Below are 15,726 nucleotides of genomic sequence, written 5' to 3'. Positions count from 1 at the left end.
TAGGTAATTAGCATGGTGTCATTTTCAGAATTAGGAATAAATAAGGCCTATATTAAAGGGCTTAAGGAACTTAATATTATAAATCCAACAGAGATTCAGGAAACGGTAATACCTATTCTTTTGGGATCTCCAACTGATCTCGTGGGTTTAGCACAAACAGGAACAGGTAAAACCGCCGCCTTTGGCTTGCCACTCTTAAATTCTATAGACACAAGCAGTGATGATGTTCAAGGACTTATCATAGCGCCTACAAGAGAGCTTGTACAACAGATACAAAAACAATTGTTTAGGTATACAAAGTATATAGGCGAAAAGATTTTTGCAGAAGGCGTCTATGGAGGTGAGAAAATGGATAGACAAATTAGAGCCTTAGCAAGAACCACTCATATTGTTGTTGCCACTCCTGGTCGATTATTAGATTTAGTGGAGCGAGGAGCGGTAGATATCTCAAATGTTAAGATATTAGTATTAGATGAAGCTGATGAAATGCTAAGTATGGGATTTAAAGAGGATTTAAATAAAATCCTTAAATACAATACCAAAAAACGAAATACATGGTTGTTTTCTGCAACCATGCCTGAAGAGATTAAACGTATCATTAAGAATTACATGGCGCCAGATGCTGTGAGAATTGAGGTAAATAAGAATGCTTTGGTAAACGAAAACATCTCTCATCATTATATTCAGACCAATATTAAAGATAAACTGAATATGATTATGCGCATTTTAGATAAACGACAGGACGAAAGAGGCATCATTTTTTGTAGAACAAAAGCAGGTACAAGAACATTAGCACAGCAATTACAACATGAAGGATTCGCCGTTGGGGCATTAGAAGGAGATATGCAACAAAAGGAACGCGATAAGGTAATGCGCGCATTTAAGAATGAAAGTTTGCAAGTCTTAGTTTCTACAGATGTATCCGCAAGAGGTATTGATGTCAATAACTTGGCATTTGTTTTGCACCATCAATTACCAGAGCATTTAGACTATTATACACATAGAAGTGGTAGAACAGCCAGAGCTGGTAAAACAGGACAGTCTATTGCCTTGATTATACCTGGTGAAATGCAAAAGGTTATAGATTTACAAAGTGCCTTAGGTATTACTTTTAGAGAGATAACCATGTAATAAAATTGTGGCATCGTTGTTGGTTACTATATAATAATTATTAAAAATTAAATATAATATTATGAGTACAGGAACAGTAAAATTCTTCAATGACACTAAAGGTTTTGGTTTTATCACTGAAGAAGGTTCAAACAAAGACCATTTTGTTCACATTTCAGGATTGGTTGACGAGATTCGCGAAGGCGATACCGTAGAATTCGATCTAACAGAAGGTAAAAAGGGATTAAATGCAGTAAACGTAAAAGTTATCTAATATATCGCTTAACAAAGATTATAAAGCCCATCATTTTGTGATGGGCTTTTTTTTATGTTTAATTAAATAATTTTTTGTAATAGCCAATACTTATAGAATTATACCAATTAGGATATCAGAAAAATATTACGTAGATTTCGATTACTAAATCTTATCAGGCTTACCTAATTTACTGTTATCCCTAATTTACTACCTATTATAATGGCTCAGTTTGGCCTTATTGAGACCTTATTCATGTTGTGTTTATAAACGTACCAATTGAATTAGATATAAGTAAGTTAAATGGAAATAAGTGTGTCTAGAGTCCAAGACGTAATTACTGAAGAAGACCTTTCCTATGTTCTAAAGAATCCATGGAAATTTACATATTATGAATGGAAGCTTCACAATATACATAATGAGAAAACTGCGTTGGAATATTTATTAGAACAAGTCGAATTAACTCGAAATGGAGGATATTCAAAAATTTGGAAGACTAAAGATGATTTGGCTTTGGCTATTCTAGGAGCACACATAGTAAGTGATATAAAACTAGAAGGTTTTTTTATTGCAAGTAAACACATGGAAGAGGATAAGAATTCCTTAAAAGTTAGTTTTGAAATGCGAGAGGTCCTATTAGAGCAATCCTATAATTATAAAGGCTATACGCTTGGGCTATATTCTGAATCTAAAGAAACAGATAAACAAATGTCTTGGTTGCGTTTTCTTGGATTTAATTATGTGCCAGATGGCAACAGAGGAAAAACTCGTTATTTCGAATTTCAATCAAAGGTATGACATTAAATACATACGTAATTTAGTAATTAATCAATATAAAGTTTAACTTAAAACACACTAATTATGGGAGGAAAACCAGCCGACACAGTTATTACGCTAACTGTTGACACAGACAAAATTCAACCAAACAAACAAAGCATTATTGACAATGTAGTTTTTACAGACAACCAAGGTGACCCAGATGAAACTAAAGGCAGACCAGATTTATATGTATCTACTGTAAACAAAGGCGCAACCTGCACATGGCAAGGCGCTGCAAAAAATAAAAGAGATACAGTAAATATTACCGAAGTATCCAAAAAGTCTGAAGGTGGTGGTGCCGATATTTTAGCAGAAATTACTTTGGGAGATCCAATTGCTGATCCCAATGTAACCTCTAAAGTTAGAAGCGATGCTATTTCAGGAGAAGAGTGTTATAATGTCACTTTCATTATTAATAAAAATCCAAGTCCTACTTATACAGTAGATCCAAGAATTAAAATGAATCCAAAGTAGAAATCATGTTATCATACAGAAAAGCCTATTGTTATTTAATAGGCTTATTCTTTTTTATATTCTCACTTAGTTTTGGCCAAAGTCAAAAGATCGCTGATAGTTTGGCTAAAAGTTATAAAAATAATAATCTCTTTGGTATCAAAAAATTAGAATTACTAAGAGAGCTAGCATTTAATGAATTGAATAATCCCGAATTGGCACTAAAATATGCTGATGAATTGATTGAATTGGCGAAACTAGAAAACAACAATAAATATTTACACAGTGGTTATCTTCAAAAAGGATATTATTATTTCAATAATGGAGACATTGAATTAGCACTAGAAGCATTTTTCAAAAGCGCAGAATCAGCAAAAAAGGCTGAATTTATTGAAGGACAAGGAGTGGTATATGCCGTGATAGCAGATTCTTATGTTGTTAACGAGAACTTTGAAACTGCAGATAACTACTATAATCAAGCACTTACCCTAATTGAAAAGACAAATGATTCTATTCATTTAGCCTCTATATTGTTGAATGCTGGAGATGCCCATTTTAATAATGGGAAATATGACGCGGCTCTAATAAATTTTGAAAAATCAGGATTAATATTCGAAAAGATCAACTATTTGGCTGGCATAGCCTATAATAAAGGTAATATTGGGATGGTTTATGCCGAACAAGGGAGAGATGAATTAGCAGAATCTAATATAAATGAAGCTATTGAAATTCTGGAGGAGCAAGAAGATTATTATCCAATTTCTATTTATCTGACGTATATGTCAGATATATATTTAAGAAAGAAGGATTTCAATACTGCATTGGCCTATTTAGAGAAAAGCCTAAATTTAGCTAAGCAGTATGGTCTTAAAGATCAAATAAGTGATGCCAATTTAAAGCTTTCAGAATTTCATGAAGGCAAAGGCGATCTTGCATCTGCCTATCCATTTTATAAGAAACATATAGAATACCGTGACCTTGTGATCAACCTGCAATCAGTACAGGAAGCTTATGATATGCGTACTGATTTTGAAGTATCTAAAGAGCAAGCTATAGCTAAGGAAAAACAAAAAACACAGCGTATCATTATTTGGTCAACTATTGGTGTTCTTTTTCTTACTTCATTGTTGGCATATGGCTTATTTAAACGCCACAAATTTGTAAAAGCGACCAATAAAATCATCGCTGCAGAAAAAGAGCGATCTGATAAATTACTACTAAATATTCTACCAGAAGAAACAGCTCAAGAACTTAAGGATAAGGGTAGAGTAGAAGCAAAAAAGTTTCCTTCGGTTACTGTTTTATTTACAGACTTTAAAGGCTTTACCAAGTATGCAGAAGGCCTATCACCAGAAGAATTGGTAAAAACAATAGATTATTATTTTACTGAATTTGATTTGATAATGGAACGCCATGGATTGGAAAAAATCAAAACTATAGGCGATGCCTACATGGCAGTTGGTGGACTTAGCTTCGATAATGTAGATCAAGCTAAAGAAATGATAGCAGCCGCAAAAGAAATGAACGATTTTGTTATTAAAGCCAAGGAAGATGTGCATACTTCTGCTACCTTTGATATTAGAATAGGTATTAATACAGGTCCTGTAGTTGCAGGTGTAGTTGGTAAAAAGAAATTTGCTTACGATATTTGGGGTGATACCGTTAATGTTGCTGCTCGGATGGAAAGCAGTTCAGAACCTGGACGCATAAATATCTCTGAGTACACTTACGAAAGGGTTAAATCTGAGTTTGATTGTACTTATAGAGGTGAACTAGAAGTAAAAAATAGAGGACATTTAAAGATGTATTTTGTAAATAGTTAATTTTAGAACATGGCTCAAGATCCAAACAATTATTGGGAACAATTAGAACGTCTAGAAAAGCTTATTAAAAACTCAGAGTTAAAGGCTGGTGTGGTGTTTTCCTTTCACAGTTTAATATTAGGCTTGTTTATAGATCGTTTAGATGAGTTTAAGGATGTATTAGCAGCAGATATCTTTCTATTGATTGTTACCATATGTTGGATAGTTCTGGTCTCAGTTTCTGTTTTTTACTGTTTTAGATGTTTTAAACCAGCTATGGAAATGGACTACGACCGCAACGTCTTTTTTTTCAAAGATGTTATTCATCGCTTTGAGAACGTAGAGGATTTTGCAAAGGAAATCATTAAAGTTTGTGGCTCTAAGGATGAGCTATATCAAAGTCTTGCAGAACAAATCCATGCAGAAAGTAAAATAATAGACGCAAAATTCAAAAATGTACAAAGGTCTATTCTGTTCTTCACTATTAGCGTGCTTTTTGTGTTTATTTTCGCCTTTTATATGGCTATTTTTGTAAAGTAGAGCATACATATAGAGTTATAGGGTAATAAAAAAACCGATTATAAAATCGGTTTTAATGGTTGAATTAATAACTAACTTAAATTTGCTTTACGCTGACCTTTGTTTTGTATCTACATTTTGCTTTAGGTGCAATAAACCTGCAACAATAGCATCAAGTTCATGTTCTAGGAATCGAGGGTTTCTTTTACTAAATCCTTTAATTTTATTTGCATAGAGTTCTATACCACCATGTTTAATGCATACACTATAAATATCACTGTCTGCATCTAGGTTAATGGAAGTTCTGTAATCGCTGAATGTTAGTAACCAGTAGCAAAGACTATTAATCTGGTTAAATAAAGAGAAATTTGTGTCCATAATAATCAAGTTTAATAAAATAGATCGTGGGGCAATCTGAGAACTAAATTAAATAGGGAAGTTGCTAAGTCTAATATTTTTTGATGAACTCTCAATTATGTCCGATTAAAAACACATTATTTTTTCATTTCTCGATAAACGGTACGATTTAAGTTGATTTTACGAAAAATTGAAGTTGATTTTTCAACTAAATTGAAGCGAAAAATTATAATTTTCTTTTGACTTAGTTTTTATAAAAAGACCTATATTTATTTGCCTTCAAATATACTATAGCATAAAATCACTTGAAATAGTAAAAATATTGATTACTAAATAGTTATGGCATTAATTTATTGTAACTAAAACTATAAACCAACAATCAGATTTCTATAACATGAAAAATTTCTCAATAGTTGTGTTAAGTATTCTACTTAGCTTCAGCTCAATTTGTGATGCCCAAAAAAAATCAAAAAAGAATAGTACAACAAGTTCTCAATTAGATGAAATAAAGCTTTCAGGACTTAAATGGCGTAATGTTGGTCCTGCATTAACTTCAGGGCGTATTTCAGATTTTGCATTTAATCCTAATAATCCTTTTGAATATTATGTTGCAACATCCTCTGGTGGTGTATGGAAAACAATTAATTCTGGCGTTACTTATAAACCAATTTTTGATTCTCAAGGATCATATTCTATTGGTTGCGTTACCATAGACCCAAATAATTCTAATGTGATTTGGGTTGGTACTGGTGAGAATAACAATCAACGTTCTGTAGCCTATGGAGATGGAGTCTATAAATCTATAGATGGTGGCCAATCATGGAAGCATATGGGACTAAAAAATTCAGAGCATATTGGAAAGATTATAGTACATCCAGATAATTCAGATATAGTTTATGTTGCAGCTATTGGCCCATTATGGAATAAAGGTGGTGATAGAGGTCTATATATGAGTAATGATGGTGGCGACACTTGGACTTCAATAATTAAAGTAGATGAGCATACAGGTGTAAATGACGTGGTTATGGATCCAAGAGATTCAAACATACTTTATGCTTCAACACTGCAAAGACGACGCCATGTTTTTACCTATGTAGGAGGCGGACCTGGTTCTGCAATGCATAAAAGTGTTGATGGAGGTAAAACTTGGACAAAGATTAATAAAGGATTGCCAAATGAAGAATTAGGACGTATCGGTTTGGCTATTTCACCAGCAAACCCAGAGATTATTTATGCAATTGTTGAGGCTGCAAATAGAAAAGGTGGGTTTTACGCTTCAACCAATAGAGGCGCAAGTTGGGAAAAGCGCAGTTCGCATGTAACAAGTGGTAATTATTATCAAGAAATAATTGCTGATCCTGTAGACGAACATACAGTTTATTCTATGGATACTTGGATGTCTGTAACTCATGATGGCGGAAAAACCTTTAATATGGTTGGTGAAGACACAAAACATGTGGATAACCATTGTATGTGGATTAACCCAAATAATAATAAGCATTGGTTAGTAGGCTGTGATGGAGGAATATATGAAACCTTCGATGCTGCAAAGACTTGGGACTTTAAGAAGAATTTACCCGTAACACAGTTTTATAAGGTTGCAGTAGACAATGATTATCCATTTTACAATATATATGGAGGTACACAAGATAATTTTAGTTTAGGAGGCCCATCTAGAGTTCTAACCAACCATGGCATTAGGAATTCAGAGTGGTTTATTACCAATGGAGGTGATGGCTTTGAATCACAGATAGATCCAAATAACCCAAACATTGTTTATGCACAATCACAATATGGTGGTTTGGTTCGTTTTGACAAGAAAAGTGGTGAAACCGTTGGTATTAAGCCAAAAGCCAGAAAGGGTGAAAACGCATACAGGTTTAATTGGGATGCACCATTAGTAGTTAGTAGACATGTTGCCGGAAGATTATATTTTTCTGCGGAAAAAGTATTTAGATCAGATGACTATGGAAATAGTTGGGAAGTAATTAGCGATGATCTTTCACAGCAAATTAATAGAAATAGCCTCAAGGTATATGATCGTGTTGTAAGTATTGATGCTGTTATGAAAAATGGTTCTACTTCACTTTATGGAAGTATTGTGGCATTTTCAGAGTCGCCTCTGAACAAAAATTTATTAGCAGCTGGTACAGACGATGGACTCATTCATATCTCTGAAGATGGTGGTCAGAATTGGAGAAAAATATCCAATATTTCAGGAGCTCCGAATCAATCTTATGTAAATAGTGTTTATCTCTCTAAGCATAATGAAGACGTTATTTATGCTGCTTTTAACCATCATAAATATGGTGATTTTAAACCTTATGTTTTTAAATCATCAAATAAAGGTCAAACATGGTCAGCTATACAATCTAACTTGCCAGAACGCGGTAGTGTCTATGCAATAGAAGAAGACCATGTGGATGAAAATTTAATATTTACAGGTACAGAATTTGGGGTATTCTTTTCTCCAAATCAAGGACAAAACTGGAAACAACTCAAAAATGGTTTGCCAACGATTGCTGTAAGAGACATTGCAATACAGGAACGTGAAAATGACTTGGTTCTCGGCACTTTTGGTCGTGGATTTTACGTAATGGATGATTATTCAATATTAAGAGAAGTTGAAAATTCAAAGCCAGCAGATGGAGCTAAAATTTATCCTATCAGAACTGCCCTAATGTGGGAGCAAAGTAGTCCTTTGGGATTGCCAGGTAAATCATTTCAAGGTGATAATTTTTATACGGCAGAAAACTTAGGTCCAGAAGCGATAATAACCTATTACTATAATTCTGATTTCAAATCTCTTAAAGACAAACGTCAAGAAACTGAAAAGGAACTAATAAAATCCAATAAAGACACGCCATATCCAAGTTATAATGCATTAAAAGCAGAGAATAAAGAATCTAAGGATGAACTGGTATTTACCATAAAAGATGCTAATGGAACTGTGGTTAAGAAAGAATTTAAACTAGCCAAGAAAGGTTTTCAACGGTTTCACTGGAATTTGAGATACACGCTTCAAAATCCAATAAACCTTAATAAGCCTGGATTTTACAATCCTTTTGGAGGAAGAGATGAAGGCACTTTGGTGGCACCAGGCAATTATACTATAGAAATGGGTATGTTAAAAGATGGTGACTTAACACCACTTACAGGGCCAGTTAGTTTTGAAGTAAAGGCACTTGACAATGCTGAAATGCCAGCAGATAATAGAGCAGAAAAAGTGGCTTTCCAAAAGGCTTTAGCAAGACTACAAGCAGATTTGGGTATTGCACAAAATTTGATGTCAGAATCTAGAAATAAACTTAAGTATATAAAAGCTGCTATTAAACGTTCAGAACAACCTCTAGGGAATCTTGCTTCTAGCGTTAAAGCTATTGAAGATGAATTAAATGACATTCAAATAGCAATGTATGGTGACCCTGTGAAGCGTCGATTAGATATGGATCAGCCACCATCACCAGCAAGCAGATTAGGTTCAATTGGTTACGAACAAAAATACTCTACTGCAACACCGACTAAAACACATCGCGATAGTTATGAAATTGCAAAAGAGGAGGTAAATTCAGTAAAGTCTAAAATGGAACGTATTTTTAATAAGGACCTCAAGAATTTAGAACAAAAACTAATTGATTCTGGTGCGCCTTACACACCAGGACGTGGCTACGAAAACAAAAATTAAACTGAATAATTATATGAGAATTTTAATAATGTTAGGGTTGTTATTCTTTACACTGAATATAACAGCTCAGAAAAAAGTATTGCAACATGAGGATAAGGCCTTATGGAATCGTGTTAGAAATGTGGAGATTTCTAATTCAGGTGATTATATGCTCTATAATCTTGGACCTGAGGAAAAGGATCAGACGCTTCATGTGCAACATATAGACGGTAGAAAAATACTGACCTATGAGCGCAGTAAAGGCGGACAATTTTCATATGATTCCAAACATGTAGCGTTTGCCGTTAATGCCTTTAAGGATAGTATTAAAGAAATGAAGCGCAAAAAGGTAAAGAAGAAAGATTTGCCAAAGGATTCCTTGATAATTTATGACATTAATAATCAGTCACTTCAAAAGATTCCAAATGTAAAATCGTATAAAATGCCCGAAAAGTGGTCTGGTATAATTGCGTATATGTTAGAAGCACCAAAACCTGCCAAAAAAGATACTTCAAAATCAAAAGAGAAAGATACAACCAAGGTGAAAAAGAAATTAAAAAAAGTATCTAAGGACAACGGTTTTCATGTCGTAATTCGAAACTTAGAAACAGGAGTTGAAGATACACTGAAGTACGTTCACCATTATGCGATGGCCAAAGAAGGACGTCACCTGGTTTATGCAACTTCAGGAATAATAGATAGTATCGGTGGTGGAGTTTATCATTATGACGTAGATAAAGCGTCAAAAACGCTATTATTGGCTAGTCATCACAAAACAAAGTATCCTCAATTAGGCATTTCAGAATCTGGTAAACGCATTGGTTTTGTTGTTGATACAGATTCTACTAAAAGCTTAATAAAAAAACCAAAGCTATATGCTTGGAATTTAGGAGATACATCTGCCAATCTGATTTTAAATTCTGAGAATAATGGAACAAGTATGTTAGTGTCTAGCGATGAGACTTTAAGATTTTCTAAAAATGAAGATCGCTTATTTTTTGGGTTAAGAACAACACCTATTGTTCAAGATACTACCTTGTTAGATGAGGAAATAGTAAATGTAGAAGTTTGGACCTATGATGAGCCAAGATTGTATACGGTACAAGAATTAGATGTAAAAGACGATAAGAAAAAAGCGTATTTGAGCTTATTTGATTTTACTGAAAATAAAATGATTCAGATTGCTGATGCTACATATGATTTAGCACGTTATAGTGACGAAGGTAATGGCGCCTATGCAGTAATAGGAAACGAGACACCATATCAACTTCAAAGCCAATGGACTGCTCAATTACCAGGTGATGTACAACGTGTTGACTTAAAAACTGGTGAACGTAAGGAGCTAGCTACCAAAGTTTATGGAGTTTCATCAATTAGTCCGAAGGGAAATTACCTATATGGTTACAGTCGTAAGGACAGTACATGGTTTACATATAACCTTAAGACTTTAAAATATACAGCCTTAACCAAAGGACGTCAATTTTATAACGAATTGCATGATTATCCAGATGATCCTTACAGTTATGGTTCTGCTGGCTGGACAGATAATGATGCTAAATTTCTAATTTACGATCGTTTTGATATCTGGGCTTTTAATCCAGACACAGGTGCATCAGAGAATCTAACGAATGGAAGAGCGTCTAAAATGCGTTATCGCTATGTAAAGCTAGATGATGAAGAACGTTCAATTCCTTCAAGCAAAAGTTGGATGTTAAGTACATTTAATGAGGATAATAAATATGGTGGTGCAGCGAGTTATGATCCTAAACGAAAATCATTGAACCAGTTAGTAGAAGGTCCATATTCTTATGGCCAATTTACCATGGCGCAAAACGATAAAAAGAATCGACTTGTGTTCACGAGACAATCCTTTACAGAATTCCCAAATTTTTGGTCTACTAATACAAGCTTTAAATCTCCGAAGCAAATAACAGATGCCAATCCTCAGCAGAAGGACTATAACTGGGGAACTGCTGAAATGGTAGAGTGGGTGTCTTTAGATGGAAAACCATTGAAAGGAATGCTTATTAAGCCAGAAAATTTCGATCCTAACAAGAAATACCCAATGATTGTAAACTTCTACGAAAAGAGTTCACAAGGATTATATCGCCACCGTTCACCAAGTTATGGTCGCAGTACTATAAATTATCCATTTTATGCAAGTAGAGGATATGTAATTTTTAATCCAGATGTATACTACAGAGACGGTTATCCAGGAGAAAGTGCTTTTAACTGTGTTATCCCAGGAGTTACAATGCTTATTGAAAAAGGTTTTATCGATAAGGATAATATTGGTGTGCAAGGCCATAGTTGGGGAGGTTATCAAATCGCGTATTTGGTTACCAAAACAGATATTTTTAAAGCTGCTGAATCTGGTGCTCCTGTACCAAATATGATTAGTGCCTACGGTGGAATCCGTTGGTGGACAGGTCTAAGTCGTCAGTTTCAATACGAACACACACAAAGTAGGATAGGAGGTACACCTTGGGAATATCCACAACGCTATATTGAAAATTCACCAATTTTTAATATAGATAAGATTAATACGCCTTTGTTAATAATGCACAATGATGCTGATGGTCATGTACCATGGTATCAAGGTATTGAGTTTTTTGTGAGTCTAAGGCGTTTAGGTAAACCATCTTGGTTCTTAAATTATAACGACGAACCACACTGGCCATTAAAAATGCAAAACCGTGAGGATTTTAATATTAGAATGGCGCAATTCTTTGATCATTATTTAAAAGGAGAACCAGTACCAGTTTGGATGGATCGTGGCGTTCCTGCAATTGAAAAAGGAATTAATCAAGGCTATGACTATGTTGAAGATGATAAGAATTAGTTTTAAAAGTTCATAACTAAAAAAACCCTAAGCTATATAAGATAGCTTAGGGTTTAAACCCCATAGAATTAGTATTCTTAGGAAAATAATTTAAACTAATTAAGACTAGGAACTACTTCCAATTGCTTTCTAATTGCCATCATATCGGCAAATAACCAGCTTTTGCTAATTTTCTCATCCGTAACCTTATAGATAATAGCAAATGGGAACTCAACCGTTTTATTGGTAGGAGCTATACCCATTAATTCACCCTTATGAACGCCTCTAAAACGTCCTCTAACAGCTATTTTTTCATCTTCACAAACGTAATCATCTGCAAAAAGCTCATACTTTGGAAATGCAGCTTCAAAAAAAGCTATATGCCCCAATAGTTCAGGATCACTAACATACATATTGCTAAGCTCCGGTGTTTTAGCTTTACCGCTAATAGCTTCCCAATAGTCTTCAACAAATTTTTTGTTAACAATAGTTACCATAATTCTGTAATAATAGATTAATAATTTATTTAACTAACCATCGAAGATTAGTGGGCATGAAATAACTAAACACATTTAAATGCTGAAATGATTTTGGTCAGTTTAAGAGTTATAAACCTATGATTGTTAATAACTTATAGGTGAAACGGCAAAACCCTAAGTACACTGAACATACCTAGGGTTTACCAACTAACTAAATAAATAACTAGCTGAACTGATTAATAGCCAACTATTATTATATCGTTATAATATTTAAATGTCATCAGTTTTTTAGAACAAACTGTAACATTTATCAATTCTAATGGTCTATTTATAATATAAACTGGTAACTAACTGTACTAGAATTCTTATATTTTGGTATGAAAATAACAATCAATCAAGAATCAATCTTATGAAACCACCAATCAATCAATCGCTGTATGTGCTGTTTTTTGTAATAGCATCATTATTAACTTTACCAATCCTAGCACAAAACGCCACAACTACTAAAGAATGGCAGGAAGATCTACGATTTCTTCAAAACACGGTTAACAAACAATATCCCTTCTTATTTAAAAAAGTATCGTCTGAAACTTTTAATGCCGAAGTCGATAAATTTCATGAAGCCATACCCAATATGGCACAACATGAAATCCTAGTGGGATTTGAAAGAATCGTTTCCTTATTTAAATATGGGCATACCAGAGTAGGATCTAGAGAAGGTGTAATAGACTATCATAAATTACCGGTAAATCTCTATTATTTTAAAGATGGTGTCTATATAGAGGGTGTACATCAATCTCACGAAACAATATTAGGAGCAAAGTTATTAAAGATTGAAGGTGTACCTGTAGAGGAGGCATTAAGGCTTATTAAACCTTCATTTCCTTCTGAGAACGATCAATGGTTTAAAACTTATGGTACAGGATATTTAGCACTTCCTGAGGTTTTACATGCACAAGGCGTTATGAAATCCCTTAAACAAACCATTACCTATACAGTGGAAAAGGATGGAAAAACCTTTGATTATGATTTAATGTCTTTTACTCCAGAAAGTGGTCGAACGAATTACGGTTATATGAAACAAGAAGGTGAGTGGTTAAGTTCAAGAAATCAAGAGGTTACACCACTGTACCTAAAGCATTTAAATAAAATGTATTATTACGAATATTTGCCTGAGGAAAAGGCTGTTTATGTACGTCATAGTCAGATTCAAGATGATCCTTCAGAGGATATACCAACGTTCTACGCAAAGCTTTTTGATTTTATTGAAAACAATGATGTGGAGAAGTTAATTTTAGACGTTAGACTAAATGGAGGAGGAAATAATTATAAGAACAAACCTATAGTTACTGGAATCATAAAATCCGAAAAGATCAATAAACCTGGACATCTGTTTGTTATTATTGGTAGACGCACGTTTTCAGCCTGTCAGAATCTTATAAATGAACTCGATAATTACACCAATGTGGTCTTTGTAGGTGAACCTAGTGGCGAGAATATCAATTTTTATGGGGATAACAGACGTGTTATGTTGCCAAAGAGTAAACTACCAGTATATTTATCATTTGCATGGTGGCAAGACAAGCCACAATGGGAAAATGCAGATTGGACGGCTCCTCATGCGCCTGTAGAGATGAACTTTGCGGAATATAGCACCAATCAAGATCCGGTATTACAAAAGGCATTAGATTTTAACACGGAAGGCTTTGTATTAGACCCAATGGGGCATTTAACGGATTTGTTCTTGTCTGGTCAAATGGAACGTGTAAAGCAAGACGCGATGGCCATGATGCAAGACGAACGATATGCATTTGTAGATTTTGAGGACCAATTTAATCGTGCTGCTTATAACATGATTGGTAGTGAACAAAACCAAGGTGCCATTTTCATATTACAACTCACAACACAAGCGTACCCAAAGTCTGTGTTATCATGGAAGAACTTTGGTGACGCCTTAAGATATGAGATGAATTATGAGCAAGCCAAAGCATGCTACAATAAAGTTATAGAATTGGCACCAGACAGTCCAGAAGCTAAAAGTGCCAAGAAAGCACTTGATAAAATGGAAAAAGGATAATTAGTTATCTATTTAAATTACACTGAAAACAACAAAGCCATAAGCAAAGATGCGCAGCATGCGTAACGAACCATAATACACAACGCTTTTAAAAGGGTATTTAATGATTCCTGCAGTCATACATGATACTGCGAACGGGACTGGTAATATAGCGCCTATAACGATTAATATACCACCCCATTTTTTAGAGTTTCTCAGTTGTTTTGCCATTTTAACCTCTAAATAGTTATGAACAGAAGGCATAGAGGTAATAAATTTACCTAACCAATAGGCCATTAATCCACCAGAATAAGACAATAAAGCCAAAATGCTTAAAAACATCCATGGTCGAGGCATATTACCAGACCAGGCGATAAATATCTCAGGAGGTACAAGACCAAGTATAGTTTCTGATACAAAGAAAAAACCTAATACACCATAAACTGGTAAAAGTTCTGTTACACGTGCTAAAGTTTCATTGACATCAATAAATTGATTCGCAGTAACAACTGCCGCAATAAAACCGACAATATATGGAAAGGCATTTTTTAAGGCAATCCATACAAAATCATAAAATCCGGTGTAAGAATAGTATTGATGAAGTAATTGAATTCGGGTTTTATCCGAATGTGATCGGTTGTGTGTAGGTTTCATTTAGGTTAAGTTTTTTTGAGTCTGCGAGGGGAAATGAGGGTGATCAAATATAGGTATTGAATCAGAAAATGACTCTAATTCTAAAATTTTTCGATGAATTACATATTATTGGGATAGACCTTATGAATAATGTAGTCCTTAATTTATGGATAACAATAGTTTTATATAATTATGATGCATAATCTATATCCTAAATGTATTATCGGTTAATCTCCTTTATTGAAAGAACTTATCATCTGTTTTTTCAATCTTTGAAATCTTATAAAAATAGGTAGTAGTATTATAGGTATATACCAGGACTGCCTCATCATCAGCTAATTTAAAAGGAATTGTAGCTTCAGGGTTTTCTTGCTTTGTCACACCATCTGGTGCTACTATTTTTGTCCTAGGATTATTAATTCGTCCTATAATAAAAGTTTTACCTTCCTCATTATAGCTATCTATTATGCCTTTTTTAGATTGAAAGTAAATGGAATCAAATGTTACCTGCTTTGCTGTTCTGTAGTGTATCCTAACATTGATGCCACTTACACCTGGTTGTCCGCCTGCCCAATTGTTATAAGATGCTTCTATAACCTCAAAGGGTGGATTTTTCTGAAACTCTGCAGATTTACATGATATGGCAAACATAACGCTACAAAATAAAACAAGTATGTGTTTCATATTTTATTGGGCTTTAACAATTCGTTTAGAAGAAAATATATTAAAACAAGAAACAAGGGGCAGTTGTTTCTTGTTC

At 34.1% G+C, this 15,726-nt stretch carries 13 protein-coding genes; 9 read left to right on the top strand and 4 right to left on the bottom strand.

Translation table 11 applies throughout. From position 1 onward, the window contains the following. The first annotated feature begins 12 nt into the window (after nt 1–12). From ACFWV9_RS10355 to ACFWV9_RS10330, 6 genes are all read left to right on the top strand, one after another. On the top strand, nt 13–1,131 hold the full coding sequence (locus ACFWV9_RS10355; RefSeq protein WP_411895140.1) for a DEAD/DEAH box helicase: 1,119 nt from the start codon (nt 13–15) through the stop codon (nt 1,129–1,131). 61 nt (nt 1,132–1,192) lie between these two features. Continuing rightward, complete coding sequence (locus ACFWV9_RS10350) at nt 1,193–1,384, top strand: cold-shock protein (RefSeq protein WP_411895139.1); 192 nt, start codon at nt 1,193–1,195, stop codon at nt 1,382–1,384. Between the two features lie 282 nt (nt 1,385–1,666). After that, on the top strand, nt 1,667–2,161 hold the full coding sequence (locus ACFWV9_RS10345; protein ID WP_411895138.1) for a hypothetical protein: 495 nt from the start codon (nt 1,667–1,669) through the stop codon (nt 2,159–2,161). A gap of 63 nt (nt 2,162–2,224) precedes the next feature. Next, entirely contained in the window at nt 2,225–2,656 is a 432-nt protein-coding gene (locus ACFWV9_RS10340; RefSeq protein ID WP_411895137.1) for a hypothetical protein, read from the top strand. A 5-nt stretch (nt 2,657–2,661) separates the two neighbouring features. Further along, a complete protein-coding gene (locus tag ACFWV9_RS10335) occupies nt 2,662–4,458 on the top strand; it encodes an adenylate/guanylate cyclase domain-containing protein (RefSeq protein ID WP_411895136.1) in 1,797 nt (598 codons plus the stop codon). Nucleotides 4,459–4,467: 9 nt separating this feature from the next. Further along, nucleotides 4,468–4,977 carry a Pycsar system effector family protein gene (locus tag ACFWV9_RS10330; RefSeq protein WP_411895135.1) on the top strand — a complete coding sequence of 170 codons (510 nt, stop codon included), beginning with the start codon at nt 4,468–4,470 and terminating at the stop codon, nt 4,975–4,977. An 87-nt stretch (nt 4,978–5,064) separates the two neighbouring features. Here the strand turns inward: ACFWV9_RS10330 and ACFWV9_RS10325 are convergent, their stop codons facing one another. Further along, on the bottom strand, nt 5,065–5,334 hold the full coding sequence (locus ACFWV9_RS10325) for a hypothetical protein (protein ID WP_411895134.1): 270 nt from the start codon (nt 5,332–5,334) through the stop codon (nt 5,065–5,067). Between the two features lie 373 nt (nt 5,335–5,707). Here ACFWV9_RS10325 and ACFWV9_RS10320 point away from each other — a divergent pair, with 373 nt between their 5' ends. Together ACFWV9_RS10320 and ACFWV9_RS10315 are read left to right on the top strand one after the other, a co-directional pair. Then, a complete protein-coding gene (locus tag ACFWV9_RS10320) occupies nt 5,708–8,998 on the top strand; it encodes a glycosyl hydrolase (RefSeq protein WP_411895133.1) in 3,291 nt (1,096 codons plus the stop codon). 13 nt (nt 8,999–9,011) lie between these two features. After that, nucleotides 9,012–11,819: a prolyl oligopeptidase family serine peptidase gene (locus tag ACFWV9_RS10315; protein WP_411895132.1), complete on the top strand. Its 2,808-nt coding sequence runs from the start codon at nt 9,012–9,014 to the stop codon at nt 11,817–11,819. A 95-nt stretch (nt 11,820–11,914) separates the two neighbouring features. On the opposite strand, the gene ACFWV9_RS10310 is transcribed toward ACFWV9_RS10315, so the two are convergent. Then, nucleotides 11,915–12,295 (bottom strand): ester cyclase, encoded by a 381-nt coding sequence (locus ACFWV9_RS10310; protein WP_411895131.1) that lies wholly within the window; start codon nt 12,293–12,295, stop codon nt 11,915–11,917. 391 nt (nt 12,296–12,686) lie between these two features. Here ACFWV9_RS10310 and ACFWV9_RS10305 point away from each other — a divergent pair, with 391 nt between their 5' ends. Next, entirely contained in the window at nt 12,687–14,354 is a 1,668-nt protein-coding gene (locus tag ACFWV9_RS10305; RefSeq protein WP_411895130.1) for a hypothetical protein, read from the top strand. A 12-nt stretch (nt 14,355–14,366) separates the two neighbouring features. On the opposite strand, the gene ACFWV9_RS10300 is transcribed toward ACFWV9_RS10305, so the two are convergent. Together ACFWV9_RS10300 and ACFWV9_RS10295 are read right to left on the bottom strand one after the other, a co-directional pair. Further along, nucleotides 14,367–14,987 carry a YqaA family protein gene (locus tag ACFWV9_RS10300; RefSeq protein WP_411895129.1) on the bottom strand — a complete coding sequence of 207 codons (621 nt, stop codon included), beginning with the start codon at nt 14,985–14,987 and terminating at the stop codon, nt 14,367–14,369. Between the two features lie 216 nt (nt 14,988–15,203). Continuing rightward, the gene (locus tag ACFWV9_RS10295) at nt 15,204–15,650 is read right to left on the bottom strand and encodes a hypothetical protein (protein ID WP_411895128.1); all 447 of its coding nucleotides are present in this window, start codon (nt 15,648–15,650) and stop codon (nt 15,204–15,206) included. Nucleotides 15,651–15,726: the final 76 nt, after the last annotated feature.

The sequence above is a fragment of the Winogradskyella sp. A2 genome, assembly GCF_046762865.1.
GTDB lineage: Bacteria > Bacteroidota > Bacteroidia > Flavobacteriales > Flavobacteriaceae > Winogradskyella.
This window is presented reverse-complemented; position numbering and strand designations above follow the sequence as displayed.

Excerpts from the sequence above, each read along its gene's own strand:
- ACFWV9_RS10355 (WP_411895140.1), top strand. The coding sequence starts at position 13 with ATGGTGTCATTTTCAGAATTAGGAATAAATAAGGCCTATATTAAAGGG.
- ACFWV9_RS10350 (WP_411895139.1), top strand. The coding sequence starts at position 1,193 with ATGAGTACAGGAACAGTAAAATTCTTCAATGACACTAAAGGTTTTGGT.
- ACFWV9_RS10345 (WP_411895138.1), top strand. The coding sequence starts at position 1,667 with ATGGAAATAAGTGTGTCTAGAGTCCAAGACGTAATTACTGAAGAAGAC.
- ACFWV9_RS10340 (WP_411895137.1), top strand. The coding sequence starts at position 2,225 with ATGGGAGGAAAACCAGCCGACACAGTTATTACGCTAACTGTTGACACA.
- ACFWV9_RS10335 (WP_411895136.1), top strand. The coding sequence starts at position 2,662 with ATGTTATCATACAGAAAAGCCTATTGTTATTTAATAGGCTTATTCTTT.
- ACFWV9_RS10330 (WP_411895135.1), top strand. The coding sequence starts at position 4,468 with ATGGCTCAAGATCCAAACAATTATTGGGAACAATTAGAACGTCTAGAA.
- ACFWV9_RS10325 (WP_411895134.1), bottom strand. The coding sequence starts at position 5,334 with ATGGACACAAATTTCTCTTTATTTAACCAGATTAATAGTCTTTGCTAC.
- ACFWV9_RS10320 (WP_411895133.1), top strand. The coding sequence starts at position 5,708 with ATGAAAAATTTCTCAATAGTTGTGTTAAGTATTCTACTTAGCTTCAGC.
- ACFWV9_RS10315 (WP_411895132.1), top strand. The coding sequence starts at position 9,012 with ATGAGAATTTTAATAATGTTAGGGTTGTTATTCTTTACACTGAATATA.
- ACFWV9_RS10310 (WP_411895131.1), bottom strand. The coding sequence starts at position 12,295 with ATGGTAACTATTGTTAACAAAAAATTTGTTGAAGACTATTGGGAAGCT.
- ACFWV9_RS10305 (WP_411895130.1), top strand. The coding sequence starts at position 12,687 with ATGAAACCACCAATCAATCAATCGCTGTATGTGCTGTTTTTTGTAATA.
- ACFWV9_RS10300 (WP_411895129.1), bottom strand. The coding sequence starts at position 14,987 with ATGAAACCTACACACAACCGATCACATTCGGATAAAACCCGAATTCAA.
- ACFWV9_RS10295 (WP_411895128.1), bottom strand. The coding sequence starts at position 15,650 with ATGAAACACATACTTGTTTTATTTTGTAGCGTTATGTTTGCCATATCA.